At 38.3% G+C, this 17,874-nt stretch carries 15 protein-coding genes and 1 tRNA gene; 4 read left to right on the top strand and 12 right to left on the bottom strand.

Features of this window, described 5'->3' with window-relative positions:
• Positions 1-110: 110 nt before the first annotated feature.
• Both RRV45_RS08230 and RRV45_RS08225 read right to left on the bottom strand, forming a co-directional pair.
• Complete coding sequence (locus RRV45_RS08230; protein WP_315668331.1) at positions 111-2,405, bottom strand: thiamine pyrophosphate-dependent enzyme; 2,295 nt, start codon at positions 2,403-2,405, stop codon at positions 111-113.
• Entirely contained in the window at positions 2,405-3,418 is a 1,014-nt protein-coding gene (locus RRV45_RS08225; protein WP_315668330.1) for a 2-oxoacid:acceptor oxidoreductase family protein, read from the bottom strand. Before RRV45_RS08225 ends, RRV45_RS08230 begins: the two co-directional genes overlap by 1 nt.
• A gap of 354 nt (positions 3,419-3,772) precedes the next feature.
• Here RRV45_RS08225 and RRV45_RS08220 point away from each other — a divergent pair, with 354 nt between their 5' ends.
• Together RRV45_RS08220 and RRV45_RS08215 are read left to right on the top strand one after the other, a co-directional pair.
• On the top strand, positions 3,773-4,813 hold the full coding sequence (locus tag RRV45_RS08220; RefSeq protein WP_315668329.1) for an acyltransferase family protein: 1,041 nt from the start codon (positions 3,773-3,775) through the stop codon (positions 4,811-4,813).
• A gap of 378 nt (positions 4,814-5,191) precedes the next feature.
• Positions 5,192-5,265 (top strand) — tRNA-Arg (locus RRV45_RS08215).
• A 51-nt stretch (positions 5,266-5,316) separates the two neighbouring features.
• Here the strand turns inward: RRV45_RS08215 and RRV45_RS08210 are convergent.
• The 7 genes from RRV45_RS08210 to RRV45_RS08180 form a co-directional block, all read right to left on the bottom strand.
• Entirely contained in the window at positions 5,317-6,144 is an 828-nt protein-coding gene (locus tag RRV45_RS08210; RefSeq protein ID WP_315668328.1) for an N-acetylmuramoyl-L-alanine amidase family protein, read from the bottom strand.
• A gap of 132 nt (positions 6,145-6,276) precedes the next feature.
• Positions 6,277-6,996, bottom strand: a complete 720-nt coding sequence (locus tag RRV45_RS08205; protein ID WP_315668327.1) for a LutC/YkgG family protein — start codon at positions 6,994-6,996, stop codon at positions 6,277-6,279.
• Positions 6,996-8,423 (bottom strand): LutB/LldF family L-lactate oxidation iron-sulfur protein, encoded by a 1,428-nt coding sequence (locus RRV45_RS08200; RefSeq protein ID WP_315668326.1) that lies wholly within the window; start codon positions 8,421-8,423, stop codon positions 6,996-6,998. The genes RRV45_RS08205 and RRV45_RS08200 overlap by 1 nt, the downstream gene beginning before the upstream one ends.
• 14 nt (positions 8,424-8,437) lie before the next feature.
• Positions 8,438-9,154, bottom strand: coding sequence for a (Fe-S)-binding protein (locus RRV45_RS08195; RefSeq protein ID WP_315668325.1), 717 nt, complete (start codon positions 9,152-9,154; stop codon positions 8,438-8,440).
• A 143-nt stretch (positions 9,155-9,297) separates the two neighbouring features.
• Entirely contained in the window at positions 9,298-11,967 is a 2,670-nt protein-coding gene (ppdK, locus tag RRV45_RS08190; RefSeq protein ID WP_315668324.1) for a pyruvate, phosphate dikinase, read from the bottom strand.
• 2 nt (positions 11,968-11,969) lie between these two features.
• Positions 11,970-12,785 carry a pyruvate, water dikinase regulatory protein gene (locus RRV45_RS08185; RefSeq protein WP_315668323.1) on the bottom strand — a complete coding sequence of 272 codons (816 nt, stop codon included), beginning with the start codon at positions 12,783-12,785 and terminating at the stop codon, positions 11,970-11,972.
• Positions 12,786-12,807: 22 nt separating this feature from the next.
• On the bottom strand, positions 12,808-13,443 hold the full coding sequence (locus RRV45_RS08180) for a helix-turn-helix transcriptional regulator (protein ID WP_315668322.1): 636 nt from the start codon (positions 13,441-13,443) through the stop codon (positions 12,808-12,810).
• Positions 13,444-13,662: 219 nt separating this feature from the next.
• Here RRV45_RS08180 and RRV45_RS08175 point away from each other — a divergent pair, with 219 nt between their 5' ends.
• A complete protein-coding gene (locus tag RRV45_RS08175) occupies positions 13,663-15,420 on the top strand; it encodes a B12-binding domain-containing radical SAM protein (RefSeq protein WP_315668321.1) in 1,758 nt (585 codons plus the stop codon).
• 43 nt (positions 15,421-15,463) lie between these two features.
• Here RRV45_RS08175 and RRV45_RS08170 read toward each other — a convergent pair whose 3' ends face one another.
• Both RRV45_RS08170 and RRV45_RS08165 read right to left on the bottom strand, forming a co-directional pair.
• Positions 15,464-15,607 carry a hypothetical protein gene (locus RRV45_RS08170; protein ID WP_315668320.1) on the bottom strand — a complete coding sequence of 48 codons (144 nt, stop codon included), beginning with the start codon at positions 15,605-15,607 and terminating at the stop codon, positions 15,464-15,466.
• On the bottom strand, positions 15,607-15,768 hold the full coding sequence (locus tag RRV45_RS08165) for a hypothetical protein (RefSeq protein WP_315668319.1): 162 nt from the start codon (positions 15,766-15,768) through the stop codon (positions 15,607-15,609). Before RRV45_RS08165 ends, RRV45_RS08170 begins: the two co-directional genes overlap by 1 nt.
• A gap of 174 nt (positions 15,769-15,942) precedes the next feature.
• Between RRV45_RS08165 and RRV45_RS08160 the strand changes: the two genes are divergently transcribed.
• The gene (locus RRV45_RS08160) at positions 15,943-16,293 is read left to right on the top strand and encodes a DUF3905 domain-containing protein (RefSeq protein WP_315668318.1); all 351 of its coding nucleotides are present in this window, start codon (positions 15,943-15,945) and stop codon (positions 16,291-16,293) included.
• A gap of 112 nt (positions 16,294-16,405) precedes the next feature.
• Here RRV45_RS08160 and RRV45_RS08155 read toward each other — a convergent pair whose 3' ends face one another.
• Positions 16,406-17,764: a TrkH family potassium uptake protein gene (locus RRV45_RS08155; protein ID WP_315668317.1), complete on the bottom strand. Its 1,359-nt coding sequence runs from the start codon at positions 17,762-17,764 to the stop codon at positions 16,406-16,408.
• Between the last annotated feature and the right edge of the window lie 110 nt (positions 17,765-17,874).

Raw genomic sequence — 17,874 nt, 5'->3', positions numbered from 1 at the left:
AAGGAGATTCTCCAGTTTGCCCCATTAAGGGTTATTACTTCTATTAAATAAAAAAAGCGTCTCATAGCCGCAAATTGACTAGGGAGACGCTTTGTGTATGAAAGAATTATTTATAATAAAGGATTTTCATGTTTAGCTAGAAGACGCTGCCAGCGCTTTTCGATTTCTTCTTCCAATTCCGTTAACATTTCATGATTTTCTTCTTTTAAAAGATGCTTTGTTTTTCCCATATACTTCAGCCATTCGGGCAATCCTACCCTTTTCTTCTTCTCTTCTGGATTATAAGTAATCGCTGTTACCCCCTCCTCAACCTCATATAGAGGGAAGAAACATGTATTAACAGCCGCTTCAATAATTTTCTCACCATAGCGGTCATCCGACTTCCAGTTTAATGGACAGGTGATAAGAATTTTCCCATAAACCGTACCAACATTTTGTGCATACCATTGCGCTTTTGCCGCTTTCTTAATTAAATCCTGCGGGAATGCTTCGGCTCCGGTAAAGACGTAAGGGATATTAGTTGAAGCCATAATTTGTGCCGTATCCTTATGATGGAATGCTTTACCCTTTTGCGTACGTCCGACATTACTTGTACTTGTCATATGTCCTTTTGGGGTAGAATAGGACATTTGTGAGCCTGTATTCATATAGCCTTCATTATCATACTCAAGCATAATAAGGTTATGATTTCTTAGTGCCGTTCCAATTGCTGAACCCATCCCAATATCCATACCGCCATCGCCCGTAATCATGACAAAGGTCGCATCATCTGACACATCAATTTCTCCGCGTTCCTTTAATTCCAAGAAGGCTTCTAATGTTCCAGAAAGGGTTGCAGCGCCGTTTTGGAAAAGGTTGTGAATCATTGTTTGTTTATGTGAAGAATATGGATAAGCAGTCGTTGTAACATACGCACAGCCCGTTTGGAAGAGGACTACTACATCTCCTTCAATCCCTTTAAAAAACAATTCTAATCCAGTAAATATTCCACAGCCCGGACAAGCTCCGTGTCCTGAAGCAATTCGCTTTGGCTTCGATGTTAATGAGCGTAATGGTGGGATTTTCACCTTTAATTTATTTGTTTCGGGATCTTTTTCAACGTGAATCAAGCCTGATTTATAAACATCCCCATGCTGAGGGGTAATAACTGGCTTAAGTCCCTTATCTTTATTTCCGGGAACATGACCAAAATAATCAAATGATTTTTTGGCATATCCATTATTCATTGCCTCGATTGCTTCGTTAAAGAAGTGCTCTGCATCATCTTCATAAAAATCTTTTCCGCCAAGTCCAAATACACGGCTTAAGACAATCGTTTTATTATTTTTATCATCCTGCAGTGCGGACTTTACTTCGTGAGTTAAGTTTGGACCATTGCCGCCATAGGAATCTGCTCTCTCACCAATGAGCAGGGCTTTAATATTTTTCAGAGCTTCACGAATTTCTTTTGCAGGGAATGGACGAATGATATTAGGGCTGATGACACCCGCTTTAATTCCTTTTTCTCTTAGTCGATCGACCGTATCCTTTGCCGTTTCAGCCGCTGAGTTTAATAGGAATAGAGCTACCTCTGCATCTACCATTTTGTATAAGTCTAATACTGGGTATTCACGGCCGGAAATGGCAGCATAATCTATTGCGACTTCCTTAAATATCTCACCTGCTGCATACATCGCCTCAGATTGCTGAAAATGATTATTTATTAAGTCTTCGCCATTCATATGGGCACCAATCGTTACAGGTTTTTTCGGATCCCTAATAAAATGATAATCTGTCGGGCACTCACCAACAAATTGCTGAACTACATTGCGATCTTTAAAATAATTGACTTTTCTCTTCTGATGAGATGTAAAAAAGCCGTCATATGCAACAATCACAGGCAAACGAACCTTTGAATGCTCAGCAATTTTGAGAGCCATTATATTCATATCATAAACAGCCTGTGGTGTTCTCGCCGTTAGTATTACCCAGCCTGTATTAAGGGCAAAGTATAAATCTGAATGGTCCCCTCTAATGTCTAACGGGCCGCTTACGGAACGTGTAACTAAATTCATCACCATCGGGAATCGTGTACCGGATTGAACAGGAAGCTGCTCAAGCATATACATTAGACCATTAGCACTTGTTGCATTAAATACCCTTGCACCTGTTGCAGCAGCTCCGTAACAAATCCCTGCTGAGCCATGTTCTCCATCGGCCGGAATCAACTTAATATTATGTTCTCCTCTAGCCTTCATTTGGTCTAAATATTGGGCGACCTCAGTTGAAGGTGTAATCGGAAAATATCCCATAATATGATAGTTTATTTGGGCTGCAGCCATTGCCGCCATTTCATTTCCGCTTTCAAAGGTTACCAATTGTTCTGCAATATCTTTTTTAATAGGTTGTTCAACTACCATCGCCATTATGAAATCCCTCCCGCTATGTAAGGAAATTTATGTTTCACCCAGTTTGCTTCAGCATAGCCAATTGTTTCGCGCAAATCACTTAATGCCGTTGTCGGACAAGCCTCGACACACTTTAGGCAGCCTTTGCAATATTGATAATCGATGCCTTTAAGAAACATTTGCTTCCGACCGCGCTTATCCTCCCCTTCTTCCCATACAAAGCAATAATCAGGACAGACGGTATCACATGCAGCACAGTGAATACATGTCTCTTGATCATATTTTGGAAGGAACCCTTGTCTGGACCCGCTCAAGTCTTTTAAGATACTATTTCCTTGAGCTGTAATAATCCCGCCAATTTCTTGAGTTTCATATCCTAGTAATGGAAGCGGACGAGAAAATGCTTTTCCCTTTGCATCATCAGGTGTTTCATATGTTTTGAATTGAACCTCATTGTATCCTCGTTCAAATGTTCGAATATTTGGTTCAACAAGATGCGGGTATTTCTTTTCGAATGTTTTTCGAATGACATCCTTCATAGATTCAGGATCAAGGAAGTCACAAATACGGAATAATGCTCCAAGCATCGCTGTATTAACCTTTGTCTTTTCATCAACAGAAATTTGCAAAGCATCGATGATAGCTAATGTGCCTGTTTCTAATTTCAAATCTGCCTTGATTGAATCAAAATCCCTAATGGAATTAACTAATAGAATTCCATCTGGCTCAAGGCCGCTTACTACATCAACTGTTTTATATAATGCCTCATGAAAAACACCGACAACATGTGGTTGTTCAATCGGACTATGAGCACGAATTTCTATATCTTGATCACAAAAACGAATAAAGCTTTTCACTGGCGATCCTTTCTTTTCAGAGCCATATGATGAAAAGTTCGAACCGTTTAAACCGAGCCCCAAAACTCCGGCTTCAGCAAGCATTTTTCCAGCTAGATTAGCCCCCAGCCCTCCGATTGATTCCAGTCTAATTTCAAAAAAACCAAGTCCACTTTTCTTTGGTAAAATTGACATATTGTCCCTCCCAATATTCATCCTTTTTGTCTGTAAAATACAAACATGAAAATTTCCCCTTTTGATATTGTATTAGAATGTTTAAAGTACCGCTGTGACAAAAGTCAAACATTCTAACAAAAATGACTAAAACAGTTTGTATTTTTTCAAAAAATCGCATTAATATCAACGTTGAGAACGCAATCACAATTATATAACAGATGTTTTCATGTATTATAACAAACCATTACCAAAGTATATTTCCTATAATTAGAAAACACCCCTCTCATTTACTAGCCATTAAAGGTTTTAAACATGATAGGGTGGGTATATATATTAAGAATCTTTTTAGGGGGTCTAAAAAGAGGAGGATATATGAAGAAACGGGAGTATTACTTTGATAATGCAAAATTTATTTTAATTTCCTTGGTCGTATTTGGGCATTTTCTTCAGTCTTTTATCGAAGACAGCGAGGGAATCTATACTCTTTATAAGGTAATCTATACCTTCCATATGCCAGCATTTATTCTTATCTCAGGTTATTTTGCCAAAGGATTTAATAAAAAAGGATATGTTTCTAAAATTACTAGAAAGTTAATCCTTCCATATATCATTTTTCAAGTCATCTATTCTGTATTTTATTTCTTTCTATATAAAGAATCGTCCTTTCAGGTTGAACCGCTAAAGCCACATTGGTCTTTATGGTTTTTAATCAGTTTGTTTTCTTGGAATATTATGCTGCTCGCTTTCACTAAATATAAAGCTTCATATTCACTCGGGGCGGCGTTTATCGTTGGGCTGTTAGTTGGATATATTGACTGGATTACAAACTATTTAAGTTTATCTAGAACTTTTGTGTTCTTCCCACTCTTTCTAATTGGCTATTATTTAAAAAGAGAGCATTTTTCTTTCCTTCAAACAGCAAAAATTAAGCTCGCAGCCTTGTGTGTATTGGCGATTGTATTTACGGGATTTTATTTTTCCCCAGATTTGAATCATGAATGGCTACTAGGATCCAAGCCATATACAGAGATGGGTGCAGCATCCATAGGCGCTATGTTAACACGTTTAGGGTTTTATATATTAAGCTTAATTATGGTCTTCAGTTTTTTCTCGCTAGTTCCAAAGGGACATTATTTCTTTACAAACTTAGGAAAAAACACATTGTATGTTTATCTCCTGCACGGGTTTTTTATTCGTATTTTTAGAGAGAGCCCGGTACAACATTATTTCACGGAACCACAAAACTATCTGTTGTTAGCTGGCGCATCCCTATTGCTAACTTTACTATTATCCAGCAAAATAACCGTACCATTCGCACAGCCTCTTATTGAGTTAAAGACAACCAAACTGAAAAACCTGCAAGCTCGGTCATCTGCTATAATGCAATACTATAGGAAGAAGCTTTTAAACTAAAAACGGACGTACTTATGCGTCCGTTTTTAGTCTAAATAATTGACTGTATTGGAACAGGAGTTTATAATAAAAATCTAAATGTCCCAGTAGCTCAGCAAAGCGTACACTTCCCTGACTCACCATCCTTGTAGCTTTGTTCCGACGCATCCAGCTTCCTTGATTAACTAGTAGAGGAAGGAACAGGATCACATCCATTTAGTGAAAACTAGATCACTAATAATACTATCGTGTCCCAGTAGCTCAGCAAAGCGTACACTTCCCTGACTCACCATCCTCGTAGCTTTGTTCCGACGCATTCAGCTTCCTTGATTAACTAGTAGAGGAAGGAACAGGGGCACACCCATTCAGTGAAAACTAGATCACTAATAATACTATCATGTCCCAGTAGCTCAGCAGGATAGAGCGACAGCCTCCTAAGCTGTAGGTCGGAGGTTCGAATCCTCTCTGGGACGTAAAAAACAAAAAACGCCAATTCCTGATTCATGAGGAATTGGCGGTTTTTGTTACTTAGCATAAAATTTCACAGCATTTGCTAAGAATGACTTCGAAGGTGTCTCATATTTAATATATCCATCAATATTTGTAATCCAATGGTTGTCTCCTACGTTATATTGTCCGCCATATAAATTATCGAATCCATATACAGGGTAAACTTCACCAGGATTCAATATTCTAGAAAAAATTAATTTTTTATTTTCATCTCTTCTCCAAAGATTGATCCTTTTCAATATTTTAATTCGTCCTATTTGTCCTTTTTTAAAAACTAAACCATCCCAATTCGGCAGTCTTTCTGGCTTTTTTTTAAGCTTTAAAGCCCTAACCAATCCATTTACATGACCACGCGCTATTCTTTCTATATACGAAGACTGACTAAGTTTTGAGGCATCATTTGGATTATCTATAAATCCATTTTCTGTTAGCATTGCTGGCATATTGGATTCTCGCAGCATATGAAAATTCTCCTGTTTTTTACCTCGATCCTTTAAATCTATTTGCTTGACGATTTCTTCATGAATGACCCCTTGGTAAGAAGGTGAACTTTGTCTATTTCTTGGATGAATATAATCTTCAAATCCAGTGCCCCCGCCAGAATTTATATGGACAGATAATAGAAATTCTGCTCCCCACGCGTTTGCCATGTTCGTTCGTTGATTAAGGGATACAGTTTGATCACTTTCCCGGCTTAATTTTACTTGAATATTTTCGTAAGCTGTCAGCATGGTCCTTATATATTTAGAAATTTTCAAGGTTAAGTTTTTTTCAAATAACCCATTCCCAACGGCACCCGGATCTGCTCCTCCATGTCCAGGGTCAATGAAAATTTTGACCATTCCAAATCAACTCCTTTACATAAAGTATGCAAAAAAACAAGCTGCCATGTGGGCAGCTATACTGTTTGATAATCGATTTCAGCTGGTAACTTATACCAGCACTTTGAAAATTAGCAGGTTAATTGTGTTCTCTTATATATCCTCTACAACAATATAAGCAGCCTTTGTTGGACCATGTACGCCAACAACTAAGTTCAACTCAATATCTGCCGAATTGCTTGGACCAGTTATAAAGTTAACACATGAAGCAATTTCCTCTCCATTCTTTACTTTTTTCCTAATTAATCTTGCTGCTTGTGTCATGCGTGGAACGATGGAACTTTTCGGTATAATGATGACAGATGTTGCTGGTAAGAAGCTAATACTTCTCCCTCTATCTTTACTGCTGAAAATGACTGCTGTACCAGATTCTGCTAAGGTGATTTCACTTATCGTGATCCCGATATTTGCCTTTTCTGCTAGTTTAATATTTTCTTGACCAACGCTTGAGTCCCAGACATCAACTTTTATATTTTTACTCGGCAGAATTTCATTAAACAGGGGTGAAAGCCCAAATGCTTCAAATCGCGGGTCACTCCACGTGATAATCGGCCCCCCGCCATATTCGAAAATAATGCTCTTTATTGTTTCGGGCAGCCCTGAAATATTTGTTGTAAAAAAATCGGTGTGTATATTTTTACATTGCTCTCTTAGGACATGAAGTAAGTCATCACTGCTTGCTCCCTTTAAAACATCATCCTGTGGTTGAAAGTTCCACACAGGGCTTTCTATCGTGGTCGCCCGTTGACCTCTGCCTAATCGCTCAGCAATCTTAGTTAAAAATAACTCCCTATTCTGGATTTTCCCAACCATTATTTATTACCCCCAGTATCCCGATTGGCAAACCAATCACGGAAGCGCTCTTTATTTGGTGCTGGGAAATCACGAATTTCTGTCCAAGCCTTAAGCGGACCTGGTCCTTTTGAAATTTTGTCGCCAACTGTAAATGGGTTCATAGCAGCAGGGGCTACTTTCGAACCGATTTTATACAGTGCAGGCGAAGCTGCTCCAAGCCCAAATGCCTTCATTGCCATTTTCTCGGATATCGGTGCTTTTCCCTCTTTTTCAACTATAACTTGACGATGTTTATGGAGAAGTTCATGCAGCGGAATCTTTACTGGACAAGCCTCAGTGCAAGCCCCGCATAATGTCGATGCATAAGGGAGCTCCTTATAATCATCATATCCTCCTAATAACGGTGACAGGACTGCTCCAATTGGTCCTGAGTAAATCGAGCCGTACGAATGCCCTCCCACATGGCGATACACTGGACAAACATTCACACATGCAGCACAGCGTATACATTGTAAAATAGATTGAAACTCTCCTCCTAAAATATTAGAACGTCCATTATCAACGACGACTAAATGAAATTCCTCTGGTCCGTCAGAATCCTCTTCTTCTCGAGGACCAGAAAGGACGGTTACATAGCTTGGCAGTTTTTGTCCAACCGCACTCCTTGTTAATAAACTAACAAGAACCTCCATTTCTTCAAAGGTTGGAACGATTCTTTCCATGCCCATGACGGTTATTTGTGTTTTTGGCAATGCCGTAACAAGGTCAGCATTTCCCTCATTTGTCACTAAAGTTATGGAGCCGGTTTCCGCAATGGCAAAGTTGCATCCTGTTATGCCTACATCTGCTGTTAAAAATTCATTTCTCAGCATTTTCCGTGAATGTGCGCATAATTCTGCTGGATCTTCACTATTCTCATAGTTTAATTTTTTAGCAAAAACATCTCGGATTTGTTCCTTATTTTTGTGTAATGCCGGAGCTACAATATGTGAGGGCGGATCATGATCATCAATCTGTAAAATATATTCACCTAAATCTGTCTCAATCACTTCGCAGCCAGCGTTTTCAAGGCAAGCATTTAAGTGAATTTCCTCCGTGACCATTGATTTGGATTTTACTACCTTTTTGGCGTTTTTCTCTTTTATTACATCTTCAATATAAGAAGTGGCTTCTTCAGCTGTTTCAGCAAAGAATACATGACCGCCTCTTTTAGCAATATTCTCGCTTAATTCATATAGATAATAATCTAAATTTTCAAGTACGTGCTGGCGGATCTCTTCTCCAAGCGAGCGCCATTCTTCCCAGTTGCCTAATTCTTCTGCAGCAGCTAATCTTCGTGTATGAAGTCTTTCCTGTGCACTAGAAACGGCTCCTCTCATAAAAGAATTATTAATGCCAGCGTTGACTCGCTCATCGAAATTTTCAGTGCCAATTTTCATCGCCATTATACTCCCCTCCTTTAACGGCTGTTTAATACTTCAGCAATATGCATAACCTTTATCGGCTTCCCTTTTCGGTCGATGCGTCCCCCAATATTCATTAAGCATCCCCCATCTGCACCGATAATATATTCAGCTTGCGTTTCTTCAATATGCTTAACCTTCTCATCAACCATTTGCTCTGATATTTGCGTCATTTTCACAGAAAATGTACCGCCAAACCCGCAGCAATTATGCTTGTTTGGCAACTCCGTATATTGGAGCCCCTCTACACGATTTAATAGTTTAAGAGGTGCTTCCTTTACACCAAGTAATCTCGTCATATGACAGGAAGTATGATAGGTAGCATTTCCTTCTAACCTTGCCCCTATATCCTCAACCTTCAAAACATCTACAATAAATTGAGTTAATTCATACGTTTTTCTAGCCAGTTCCTTAGCTCTTGGCTCCCATACTGGATCTTCCTTGAAAATTGCTGGATACTCCTGAAACATATATGCGCATGATCCAGAAGGAGAAACAACATATTCTGATTCTTCGAAGGCCTCGATCATTCTTTTCATCGCTTCTTTTGATTCTTTTACATAGCCGCTATTGTATGCCGGTTGGCCGCAGCAAACTTGATTTTTGGGAAAATCAATCTCACAGCCTAGTCGCTCTAGGACTTCTACAGTCGCCTTCCCGACATTACTTTGGAACATATCTACTAAACATGTAGCAAATAAGCTTACTCTCATAGCCAACCTTCTTTCAATCATTTTTCTTACCTTATTAATATTCTATCTATTTTATTTAATGAAAGATAGTTATGTTTACTAATTTGCCTGAAAATTCTATAAATAAAACAGGACAGTACCACAAAGATACTGTCCTTCCTGAATTAAGCGTTCGTAAAAACCACTTCATTTTTAGATTCATGGCGAATAGTTGCTTGCGCAGCTGCCAATCGAGCTAATGGAACGCGGTAAGGCGAACAGCTGATATAATCTAACCCTGTCTTATAGAAGAATTCAATGGAGCTTTTCTCGCCACCATGTTCCCCGCAAATTCCCGTTTTAAGCTTTGGCTTTGTTTTTCTTCCAAGCTTCACACCTGTTTCTACAAGCTTTCCAACACCATTTTGGTCAAGGGCTGCAAATGGATTTTCCGGTAGAACTTTGTTCTCAATATAGGCTTGAAGGAATTTCCCTTCTGCATCATCACGGCTGTATCCAAACGTTGTTTGTGTTAAATCATTTGTTCCAAACGAGAAGAAATCGGCTTCCACTGCAATTTCATCAGCTGTCAAAGCAGCACGTGGAATTTCTATCATTGTACCAATTGTATATTTAATCTCCTTACCTGTTTCTGCCTGAACATGATTTGCGGCATCGATTACTACTTGACGCATTTGCTTAAGTTCATTCACATGACCGACTAGCGGTATCATGATTTCTGGCTGAACATCTATTGCTTTTTCAGCTAGTTTAGCAGCAGCATAGAAGATTGCCTTTGCCTGCATTTCATAGATTTCTGGATACATCATTCCTAAACGGCAACCGCGAAGACCAAGCATCGGATTATACTCATCCAATTGACGGACTTTTTTAAGCAATTGCTCTTTTTTCTTCAATTCCTCAGATTTAGGATCTAATATTTGAAGCCTTGTCACATCAACGAGAAGCTCCTCTTTGTGAGGTAAAAACTCATGAAGCGGAGGGTCAAGTAGACGGACATTTACTGGATAACCTTGCATCGCTTCAAAAATCCCTTCAAAATCCCCTTGCTGCATTGGTAAAAGCTGCTCAAGTGCTTCCTTTCTCTCATTAAAGCTATCAGCTAATATCATTTTTTGAACAGTTGGAATCCGCTTACTATCCATAAACATATGTTCCGTCCGGCATAAACCAATTCCGGCCGCTCCAAATTCAAAGGCTTTTTTCGCGTCCTCTGGATTATCAGCATTTGCGCGAACAGTTATATTACGAACTTCATCAGCCCAGCGAAGTAAGCATTGAAATTCTTCCGATAGCTCTGGGTCAATCATTGGGACCTCCCCAAGAATAATTTCTCCAGTTGAACCATCAATCGTAATGGTATCCCCATACTTAATTACCTTATCGCCAGCAGCAAAATGTTTTGCTTTTAAATCAATTTTTAAAGCTTCACATCCGCATATACAAGCCTTCCCCATTCCTCTGGCAACAACCGCTGCATGACTAGTCATACCTCCCCGGCTTGTCAAAATGGCTTGTGCAGCGACAATCCCATGGATATCATCCGGGGTAGTCTCAGGACGAACTAGGATTACCTTTTTGCCCTCATTAGCCAATTGTTCAGCTTCATCAGCATCGAAAACTACCTGACCTGTTGCAGCCCCGGGAGAGGCTGGCAAACCTTTTGCTAGAATGGTCTTTACTGCTGATTCATCTATTCTGCGGTGCAGAAGCTGATTTAACTGGTCAGGGTCCACACGAAGAAGAGCGGTCTTTTTATCAATAATTCCTTCATCTACCATTTCCACAGCAATACGAATCGCAGCTTGGGCTGTTCTCTTTCCATTTCGTGTTTGAAGTATAAATAGCTTACCCCGTTCTACAGTAAACTCTATATCCTGCATTTCTTGATAATGCTGCTCAAGCTGCTGACAAATTTGATTAAATTGCTGGTATACTTCTGGCATTTCTTCCTTTAAGGTTCGAATTGGCAGTGGAGTACGAATTCCTGCAACAACATCCTCCCCTTGAGCATTGATTAAATATTCACCGTAAAGAACGGGTTCTCCAGTTGAAGGATTCCTTGTAAAAGCAACACCTGTCCCAGAGTCATTCCCCATATTCCCAAATACCATACTTTGAATATTAACGGCTGTTCCAAGATGATCAGGAATTTTATTTAATCGGCGATAAACGATTGCACGCTGATTATTCCAGGAGTTAAATACCGCATTGATAGCAAGGAAAAGCTGTTCCTTCGGATCCTGTGGAAATGCTTTTCTCGTATGCTTTTTCACAATTCCCTTATAGCCGGCAATGACTTCCTTCCAATCTTCAGCTGTCAATTCAGGGTCAGAGGAATATCCTTTATGTTCACGAATTTCCTCTAATAATTGCTCAAAATAATACGTATCAATCTCGAGAACAACGTTGCTGAACATTTGAATAAAACGTCGATATGAATCATAAGCAAAACGAGGATTGTTTGTTAATTTTGCTAATCCTACGACCGTTTCGTCATTCATCCCAAGATTTAATATCGTATCCATCATTCCAGGCATTGAGAAAACAGATCCTGAGCGTACAGAAACTAGTAATGGATTTTCTGAATCTCCCAATTTCTTTTCCATTTTTGCTTCTAGACGTGATAAAGCTTCTAAAGTCTGTTGCATTACTAGATTTGGAATTGTTTTTCCAGCCTCATAATAAGCACTGCAAGCTCCTGTAGAAATCGTAAAACCATCAGGTACTGGCAAACCGATGTTTGTCATTTCCGCTAGATTTGCTCCTTTTCCTCCGAGCAAATCTTTCATGTTTCCATGACCTTCTTGAAATAAATAAACGAATTTCTCCATAATTAATAGCTCCTCTCCTTTTTTAACACTTCTAGTATTAACCCTGCTGTTTCTTCCACAGCCTTATTCGATACATTAATAATCGGACATCCTACACGCTTCATAATTTTCTCTGCATAATCTAATTCATCAAGAATCCGACCAAAGCTTGCATAGTTCGCTTGCGATGCAAGTCCAAGTGCCTTTAGCCTTTCCTTGCGTATTTCGTTTAGTTTATCTGGCGAAATAATTAAGCCAATACAATTCTTTCGCGGAATTTGAAATAGTTCATCTGGCGGCGGTACTTCCGGGACTAAAGGGACATTGGCCACCTTAAACCGTTTATGTGCCAAATACATCGATAATGGAGTTTTCGAAGTTCTGGAAACGCCAATCAATACAATATCTGCTTTAGTTATTCCTCGCGGATCACGCCCATCATCGTATTTAACTGCGAATTCAATCGCTTCAATTTTCCGAAAATACTCTTCATCCAGCTTCCTCATTAACCCAGGACTATGATGCGGCTCTTTGTTAAACTGTGTTTGAAACGCATTCATTAAAGGGTTTAATAAATCAACAGCTACAATTCCTTCATCTTGCGCTCTTTTATCTAAGTGCTCCTTTAAGGCAGGAATAACAATTGTATAAGCAATGATCGATTGGTCTTTATTAGCTAGAGTAATAATATCTTCAATATCCTCGATATCATCTACATATGAATTTCTGCGAATATCAATTTGACTGCCATTAAACTGAGTTGCTACTGCTTTTACGACAAACTCCGCAGTTTCCCCAACCGAGTCTGACACCACATATACGATTTTCTTGCGCTCCAACTTTTCAGCAACTCCCCTGAGGTTATTTTTCTCCTATTTCTATATATGCGCGAGTTAAGGTCGTTTTCGTTATTCTTCCTAGCAGTAAAAATGCATTGCTTTTCCCCTTAACTTCTTTTACAACTGGTAAAGAATCAATATGATAGGAAATCATTTTTTTCGCGGCTTCGAGTAATGTTTCTTCTGGGTCAACCGTTGTAATATTTGGCATCCTTGTCATGATCACACTTACCGGCAGCTCTTGAAGGTTTTTATTTCCAAGGGATGCCCTTAATAAATCCTTTCTTGAAACAACTCCTGCCAAATACCCCTCTGAATCAACTGCATAAAGCGTACCAACATCCTCTAAAAACAATTGGACAATTGCATCATAAACAGAGGTTGAACTTTCAACTACGATTGGATGTGCTTTAAAATCCTTTACCTTTTGGTTGATAAACTTTTCTGCATGACGCTTGACTTGAAATTCCTCATTATAGAAATAGCCTACTCGAGGCCTGGCATCTAAATTCCCAGTTCTTGTGAGTATTGCAAGATCTGGGCGTAACGCTGCTCTTGAAAGTGAGAGCTTTTTAGCAATTTCGTTACCTGTTATCGGGCCGTCACGTTTTACAATTTGAAGGATTTCATCCTGGCGATCGGATAATTTAATCATCATCACCCCCTAGGGAAGATAAGTATGTATTATTTTATATTACCATTATAAATGTGACATACTTATTTGTATATAGTATATCCTATTTATTTTTTCTAAAATTGACAAAATAAAAAACTATAAATCCTCTACAATTGAAGGCAGGTTTTGCATCTATCCTTTTTGTCAACAATAAGTTATAATAATATGTTGATATTTAATACTCTATAAGGAGTTTCTTTCATGAAAATAATTTGTTCTACACTAAATGCTAAATATATTCACACTAATATTGCCATACGTTATTTAAAGGCTTATGCAAGCCCTGAGTTTCATATAGAAATTGCTGAATATACAATTAAAGACCCAATTATGAATATCGTGACAGATTTAATTCGAAAGAAGCCTGACGTCATCGGATTTAGCTGCTATATTTGGAATATCGAAGAAACGATTAAAGTAGTCAATATGATCAAAAAGATTAATTCGTCTATTCAAATTGTCGTAGGCGGCCCTGAAGTTTCCTATGATGTCCTAGACTGGATGAAAGAGGTTAATGATTTCGACTATATTGTTATTGGTGAAGGAGAAGAGACATTTAAGCAATTACTCTCAGGTATTCAAGGTGAATTAGAGATTGAACAAATACATGGGGTTGCTTATCGTAAGGATGGAGAGGTCAAAATCAATCCTCAGCGAAATAAGCTGGATCTTCGAGAATTACCTTCTCCCTTCAGATTTGAAGAGGATATCCCTCACCTTTCAAAGCGGGTTACGTATATCGAGACAAGCCGTGGCTGTCCTTTTAGCTGTCAATTCTGCCTGTCATCGATAGAGGTTGGAGTTCGTTATTTTGACCGTGAAAAAATTAAGGAAGATATTCGTTATTTAATGAAAAACGGCGCTAAAACGATAAAGTTTGTCGATCGTACGTTTAATATAAGCAGAAGCTATGCGATGGAAATGTTTCAATTTTTAATAGATGAGCATCTGCCGGGGACTGTATTTCAGTTTGAAATTACGGCAGACATTATGAGACCCGAGGTTATTGAGTTTCTAAATAAGGAGGCACCAGCGGGCTTATTCCGTTTTGAAATAGGTGTTCAATCAACAAATGATTATACAAATGAGCTTGTTATGAGAAAGCAGAATTTCGAAAAACTTTCACGTACAGTGACAATGGTCAAAAATGGCGGAAAAATAGACCAGCATCTGGATTTAATTGCTGGACTTCCCGAGGAAGATTATCATTCATTCCGAAAAACATTTAATGATGTATTCGCGATGAGACCTGAGGAACTGCAGCTTGGTTTCTTAAAATTATTAAGAGGGACAGGACTGCGCTTGAGAGCTGCTGAACATCAATATATTTATATGGACCATTCACCGTACGAAATGCTCGGAAATAATGTATTGTCCTTTGACGACATTATCCGGATTAAGCAGGTTGAGGATGTACTGGAGAAATATTGGAATGACCATAGAATGGATTTCACGGTGGAATATTTAGTAACTAAATCATTCTCTTCTCCATTTGACTTCTTTCAGGAATTCGGAAGCTTTTGGGAGGAAAAAGGCTGGTCAAGAATTGGGCATCAGTTAGAGGATTTATTTAGAAGACTTTATGAATTTCTTCAGAGCAAAAAGGTAGCCGACTTAGATATTGTGGAAGGATTAATGAAGTATGACTATTTAATTAGGCAAAAATATAAGCCTAGAAAGCCGTGGTGGGGACCCGATGCCTCTGCTAGTTACGATAAAGCTGAAAGATCAATCATTTATCAGGACATAATCAAAAACCCATCCATTTTAGGGTCCGAATTTGTTAAAATTGGCCTAAATGAAAAGGATATTTATAAGCATACGCTAATCGAAAAACTTCCATTTGATCTGGATAAGTATTTAATTACTGGAGAAATCAACAAAAACCCTGGTACAATCCTGACTTACTTTGATTCAAGACATGAAAAATCATTCATTTTTTCTTTTTCTAATAATTAGTTATTCCATTTCAGCCCCCTGCATAAGCAGAGGGCTGATTTCTTTAGTATTTCTTTTTCCGATTGTTTTTCTTTTCCTTATCTTTACTCATAAAGGGAACTTCATAAAGTTTGCTGGCATTCATATCGCCAAACTCGATGCCAAATTCAACATTGGCATTTTTTTGTTTTTCTTTGTTTTTATCCATTAGGATCTGCCCTTTCTCCCTTGCTTTGAGTTCCGGTTTGCTCCTTTCATCGGGTTTTCACCTTGGCTAAACTCTGCAGAGAATTCCGTTTCCTCTAAGTTTTTCTTTGGGGTTTTCGTATGCTTTAGAGCAGCATCAAATTGCGCTTTTCTTTTTGCCATTTCTGAAGCCTCCTATTGAGAATGGTACATTCTTATTGTTTTCTCACAATATTTTTTCATTCAAAAAAAAATTCCCTTAAATTTCAATTTAAAAAGACTTATAAATGAACTAATTCAACAAAATCTAAAAAAGACCAGCTATTTTTTCTATACAAAGGAAAAGGGATGATTTGAATGGATAATAAGAAGAAGGCAGTTGGAAAGAATATTGGCATTGATGAGACTCTTCCCCATCAAATTGAAGCACCTAGCTTCAAGGGAACAGGAATTAAAATGGAAGCACCTTTTGAAAATTCCCATGGCGTGGTCATAGGCGATAGCTTCTACTCATCAGAAAATTCCCCATTAGAGAACTGGAGCAAGGAAACGGAGCCTTCCATTATGGCTGGTGATGAGTGGGTTCATCCAACGAATGATATTGGCTGGAATACGTCTGAAAACAAGGATTTACTCGAAAGAAAAAAACGGCCACAAGGCAGTCCTTTTATGCACCCTACTCATGATGTGAGTAAGGGAACGGACTAAATCGGATCTGTGCAAAGCAAAGGTGCCTGCTCCAAGATTCAATATCAAGTGTCCAATTAATGGTACAGCCTCTGGATATTAGTATAATCATGGAGTCAGGCACCTGTATTTTTTAACCTATAATCACACGTTCTTTAGGATAATGATAATTGGTCTTCTTCTCTTTACCACCAATAATAAATAAGAAGGATGTTAAACCAATTCTGCCAATAAACATTAGGATCATCAAAATGCATTTCCCAAAGCTGCTTAAATCGGCCGTAATCCCCATGGAAAGACCCGTTGTACCAAAAGCAGAACAAACCTCTACGATAATGGCAATGAGCTCATGCTGACTATCAGAAATACTTAGAATCACAACTGATAAAAAGCACATGACAGTTGCTAAGATTGTAATGGCTAATGATTTATGAATATCATCTTGATGAAGCTCGCGGTTAAATACCTTAATATCTCTATTGCCCTTTGCAAAATGGAAAATAAATAAAATATTTAATGCAAATGTCGTGGTCCTTATCCCACCACCAACAGAACTTGGCGATGCACCGATGAACATTAGGATACTTAAAACCAATAATGTTGGCATAGTAAACTCGCTTATATCCATCGTTGAAAGGCCGGCACTTCTCGTTGTAGCTGCTTGGAATAACGCATAAAAAAAGCCTTTATGCCATGTTACTCCTTTCAAAAAGTGATTAAACTCTAACACTAAAATAAATATTGTGCCTATAATTAGGAGACCGGCATATGTAATGGTTGTTAGCTTCGTAAATAATGAAAATCGGAAGCGCCCGTCAAGTGTTTTATTAAATAAATATTCCTTTACTTCAATTAATACTGGGAAGCCTATCGCTCCAAGGATAATCAATAAGATATTAATTAATTGAACAAAATAATCACTTGCAAAAGGGACTAGCGAAGCTCCAGTTATACCCATTCCCGCATTCGTTGTTGCACTAACAGATGCAAATAATCCATGAAGGAATGCCTCCTCCCATGTCGGATAATATTTCAAAAAATGAAAACCTAGAATTAATGCCCCTAAAAGTTCAATTAGAAGGACAATTTTGATTATTTCTCTAATCAAATGTACGAGACCGGATAACGCCATTTGGTTGTGGTCAATCATAATAAGCCGCCTGCTTCTAAGGCCAATTTTTTTCCCTAATAACATCCAAAAAAACGTGCCGATTGCCATGATTCCTAGACCGCCAAATTGCAACACAATCATAATAATAAAATACCCAAAGACACTATAGGTTTCTGAAATTTCTACAACAGTTAAGCCTGTCACACTTACTGCACTCACTGCGGTAAATACCGTATCAATAAAATCAATTTCAACCCCAGGCTTATGTACATAGGGCAAGCTAAGAAGTATTACTGAAAATGTAATCGCCATTAAATAATAGCTTGTTATTACCTGGGCTGGTGTTAATCTGCTTAAACGGATTTTAACCTTTCTCCACATGGATTATAATTCCTTTCCTTTCTTTTCATACCCTCTATCATAAAGAATATATCTTTAATATGAAAGTAATTTCTAATTGTTATTTATCTTTCAGCAATAAATATAATAAT

It is taken from the genome of Bacillus sp. DTU_2020_1000418_1_SI_GHA_SEK_038, from assembly GCF_032341175.1.
Taxonomy (GTDB): domain Bacteria; phylum Bacillota; class Bacilli; order Bacillales; family Cytobacillaceae; genus Cytobacillus.
The sequence above is the reverse complement of the archived record's forward strand: the minus strand, read 5'-3'. Positions and strand labels throughout refer to the sequence as shown.